Source organism: bacterium (genome assembly GCA_023228325.1).
GTDB lineage: Bacteria > Auribacterota > UBA6266 > UBA6266 > UBA6266 > UBA6266.
In genome coordinates this window covers 1-4530 of sequence record JALOBK010000012.1, presented here as the reverse complement: position 1 = coordinate 4530, position 4530 = coordinate 1, and the positions used below count along the sequence as shown (strand labels likewise).

General features: G+C 57.2%; 4 protein-coding genes. All 4 read left to right on the top strand.

Translation table 11 applies throughout. The features are described from left to right. On the top strand, nucleotides 1–205 hold a 205-nt coding region (locus M0R36_10530; protein MCK9556230.1), incomplete at its 5' end, for a hypothetical protein. 215 nt (nucleotides 206–420) lie between these two features. Then, nucleotides 421–2148: a tape measure protein gene (locus M0R36_10525; protein ID MCK9556229.1), complete on the top strand. Its 1728-nt coding sequence runs from the start codon at nucleotides 421–423 to the stop codon at nucleotides 2146–2148. Next, nucleotides 2148–3452 (top strand): DNA circularization N-terminal domain-containing protein, encoded by a 1305-nt coding sequence (locus M0R36_10520; protein MCK9556228.1) that lies wholly within the window; start codon nucleotides 2148–2150, stop codon nucleotides 3450–3452. The genes M0R36_10525 and M0R36_10520 overlap by 1 nt, the downstream gene beginning before the upstream one ends. Beyond that, nucleotides 3418–4530 (top strand): hypothetical protein (locus tag M0R36_10515; protein MCK9556227.1); only part of this gene is annotated, 1113 nt, incomplete at its 3' end. The genes M0R36_10520 and M0R36_10515, both read left to right, overlap by 35 nt.

The following is a 4530-nucleotide window of genomic DNA, read 5'->3' as shown; positions in this document are numbered from 1 at the left end:
AGACCTGCCACAAGTGCGATTCCCTCGGCGCCCAAGTGGTGTTGACCGAATTGCTATGGACAAGTGCAAACAAGACGCGCTCAATTACCGGACCTATGTCTGGGTCGGGAGCGTAACGAAGGTTGCGGCGGCGAAGCTGTCCGCCCTGGACGATCACGACTGGAAAAGGATTTGGCGAGTGTTCGACCTTTTTCTGGCTGCGTAACATCACGCATCCGCTGCTCGTCCGAAGGGGAGCTAGCGTTTCCCTTGGATACGACAGGGAAGGAAACGCTTTACACACCCGCGGGCGGGTCATGGAGGAGATGATCTTGACGGTCTGCGCTCGATATCCGGGGATTCCTGACTACAGGACGATGAGCTTTGAGGAGCTTGAGTTCTTCTATGAAGGGCTTCGTTCGGCGCTTTTGAGAGATTCCAATGGCTAAAGACTTCCCGGTCAAGACGACTTTTACCGCCGTCGATAAGATGTCTCAGGTACTTGGCCGGATGCAGAACCGCGTCCAGGCGTTTTCGGCAAAGGCGGCCATGTCGATGAGGCATCTCGACCGGACTTTAAGCCGAGCTCGGGAAGGATTGACCAGGGGACTCAAGACCGGGTTTTACATAGCGAGTGCTGGGGCCGTGGCGCTGGGGGGCGCCGTCGGTTGGGTGATGAAACAGTTCTCGAAGGTGGAGGACGCCCAAGCGAATTTCACCCCGCTCATGGGTTCGGTGGAGAGAGCTAAGGAGCTTGTCGCGGCGTTGAACGATACCGCGGCAACCACGCCTTTCGAGTTCGAAAATTTGGCCGGTGTGGCTCAAACATTGCTCCCGGTCATGGGTGGCGACATCCAAAAGGTGATCGGTACTCTCCGCATGATGGGTGACACCGCGGGCGGAAATGCCGAAAAAATGCACGGTATTGCCTTCGGGTTCACAAAGGCCATGCTCAAGGGCAAGGTCGACATGGAGTCGTTGAACATCATCGGCGAGAAAGGCGTCCCTATCATCAAAGAGCTTGGCGACATGTACGGTGTCACCACGGCCCAAGTGCTGGACATGGTTCGAAAGGGCAAAATCGGCACGGGAGACTTGACCAAGGCGTTCGAGCGCATGACCGGCAAGGGCGGCATCTTCTACAAGGGCATGGACATCGCCTCGAAGACCCTGACGGGGCTCTTGTCGACGTTGAGAGATGTCGTATCACTGACAGCGGCGGACATCGGAGCCGAGCTTGCGCCGACGGTCAAGGATCTTGTCGATTGGGCCATCAAGGCGGGCGAAAAGATGAAGGTTTGGGTCGTCGCCAACAAGGAGCTTATCCGGACGAAGATTAACGAGTTTGTCAAGGAAATTCCGAAATGGCTTGAAAGAATCGCCTACTGGGCGCCGAAGATCGGCATATTGATCGCGACTTTCTACGGGATTTCGGCGGCGGTGAAGGTGGCATCGGTCGCGACAAGTGCTTTCAACATGGCGGTGACTGCAGCCGGGTATGTCGGAAAACTGAAGCCTCTTGCTTCGTTCTTGGGGACACAGTTACCGGCTCAAATCGGAGTATCCACGGCGGCCGCGGGCGGTCTTTCGTCCATGCTTGCCAAGGTTGGGCTTGTAGGCGGAGCGGCCGTTGCCGGGTGGATGATCGGCACTGTGATATACAATCAGGTTATCAAGCCGCTCCAGGACGCCCAAATAGAGGCTAAGCGCCTTCGGCAAGACCTCGACGATACGATGAAGAGGGATATTTCCAAGAGGTCCGCTGGCCAGCTCTCAAAGGATGTTGCGGGAGCAAAGAAACTCATCGCTATTGAAAAAAAGGCTGTTTCCGACATAAACCGAGAGGCGATGTCTCGCGGCGGAATGGGGGTTGGATCTCTTTTCGGCGGTTTTAGCGGCGGTGGATACATCGGAGACCTCGAAGAAAAGAAGCGGAAACTTGAAAGTGCATGGGCGGTCAAGAACGCCCAAGCCAACATCTCAAGGTACAAAGATGAGTCTTCTTATTCAGACGTGGCTCCATGGGAGGACGCCCCGGTGATGTCTTCCTCGAAGGAAACGAGAGAGGTTGTCGAGGTCACTCTGAAGGATGAGACCGGCCGAGCTAGGGTCACCCGTGGCAAGTCGGGCAGGGCTTTTAAGCTGGCCCACACGGGGGCGGTGCGTTAATGGGCCGTTTTTTCGATTTCAGCCGGCTTTTTCAGACTTCATTCGACGGAACGCCCGTTTTGACCCCTCAAAAGGCTGTCTACAAGTCGCCGAAGGGGCAAAAAATCACGTTCGATTTCGAGGACGTGGAAAGCTCTATCAGCAAGAAATCGGCGGTGTTCGAGTCGGCGTCCGGGTCTGGAACCTACGTCCAGAGCAACGGACACACGAGCGGCCGGTTTCCGATGGTTGCCATATTCCACGGGCCAGGATACGAGAAAAGAGCTTCCGCGTTCCTGGGGGCGCTTCTGGAGGACGGTGTCGGCGTCCTTACTCATCCGGTCTATGGGGCCGTGAATGTCGTCCCTGTCGGCGAGATTGCGCGCACGGATGCTTTCAAGAGTGCTGCGAATCAAACCATGTTTGCCGTTTCGTTTTACGAAACCACGGGGCTCCAGGTCGGCGGGGCAAAGTCGCTGAATCAATCGTTTGATGCTCTTCTCGACGCATCGGCGGCCGATTTCAGCGACAAGGCGTCCCTCGACGACCCCGTCAGTGCTGAAACCTTCAAACAACGCCTTGAAAATACGGTCAAGACGATCCAGTCGACCATGCGGAAGGCGTCTCAGGGGGTGTCCGCCGTGACCGACGGCATGGACGACATTGGGGACAGCATCAATCGAGGTATCGACTTGTTGGTCGGCTCGCCGCTCGGGATGGCTCGCCAAGTACAAATGCTGATCGGCGCTCCCCGAAGGATGAACGATTCAGCCCAAGCCAAGCTCGATGGATATCGGAACATGGCGCGGGACATCTTCAACCGGACGCTCTCGGAGCCCTCGGAATACAGCGAGGACACAATCAACCAGTTCCACCTTGACAGGCTGATTTCTCAAACGGTCGTCGCGAATCACACCATGTTGTCGGTTGAAGCCGTGGGGCAGTACCTCACGAGGGACGACTACTTGACGGCGGCGGACGTGGCGGCGACTTTGCTTGAAGAATACCAGGCATGGCACGACCTTCAATATGCCGAGTTTGCCGAGTCCGAGGTATGGGCGGCGACCACGGACACGGGAGACGGGCTCGCGGACCTTCGGGCCCTTGTGGCTGGGATTTGCGGACAGCTCGTCGGGTTGTCCTTCCAGGGCAAGACGCGGATGGTCGCGGAGCTTGAAGGGTCTCGAACGCCACTTGACTTGTGTTTCGAGCTGTACGGGACGACGGCGCCGGACACATTTGACCATTTTTGCTCGGTCAATGGGCTCCACGGTGACGAGTTCTTTTTGATTGGAAAGGGGCGAGAAGTTGTCTGGTACGTTTAAGGCCAAAGGCGGGGAAAGCTGGTATCTCGTCGCGATACAGACAAGCGGCGTTGATACCGACGCGGATGTCATCCGCCGCGCAAATCCTGGCCTTAACGAACCGCTTCCACCCGGAGCCATCGTCCAGATACCGGTTGACTCTCCATCCGGCGAGGTGGAGACCATTCCCGGCCTGTCGATTCGTGTGGACAACCAGGAGATCGGCACATATGACGATTTCGAGCTTGCCCTTGCGATTGACGCCATATCAAAGGGCGGGTTTACCGTTCCCAACGAGCCTGAAACCAGAAAGATATTCGTTCCGCTGGCATCGCCGAAGGTTGAGATCCGGTATGATGGCGAGCTCCTTCTCTCGGGGCGATGTGAGAGCCCTCAGCCTGATAATTCGTCGGAATCGAAGACCTTGAATATCGAATTCTACGCCGGCGCTGGCATCTTGGAGCGCGTCCACCCGCCTATGTCGGCGTTTCCGTTGGAGTGGAAGGACACGGCTCTGAACCAGATAGCGGACGATCTTTGTCGATATCACAGCGTGGCTTGTGATTTCCAGGCGAGCGCCGGCGCTAGGTTCAAGCGAGTGGACATTCAGCCCGAGAACGTCGTCCTCGACTTCCTGGCCGGACTTGCAGCCCAAAGGGGACCGGTTATCACGTCTTCGGCCGATGGGCAGCTTGTCTTCTGGACTGGGACGGCTCCGGGGTCTCCGGTGTCCCGATTGGTCAAGGGCGCGGCTCCGTGCGGTGAAGTGTCGGTCCAGTTCGACGAATCCAAGTTTTACAGCTCGGTCACCGGGAAGATTCCTGCTCACTCGAAGAAGGGCAAGGGGTCGAGCTTCACCGTGAACAACCCAAACGCCGGCGAGCTGGTCCGCCCGTTCATTTTCGAGGCGCAAGATATCGACGTCGGCGAGCTCGAAACCGCGGTGAATACCATGGCGGGGCGTATCTTCGCGGTGGTGGTGTCGGTGTCGGTGGAGATCCAGTCATGGACGGCGGACGACGGATCCATCTACTGGCCAAACCAGACGGTCACTTTGACATCTCCCGAGGACTACATTCCCGAGGAATTCGAGTTTTTG

Bases quoted from the DNA above. Each gene is read 5' to 3' on its own strand.
- M0R36_10525 (MCK9556229.1), top strand. From the start codon at position 421: ATGGCTAAAGACTTCCCGGTCAAGACGACTTTTACCGCCGTCGATAAG.
- M0R36_10520 (MCK9556228.1), top strand. From the start codon at position 2,148: ATGGGCCGTTTTTTCGATTTCAGCCGGCTTTTTCAGACTTCATTCGAC.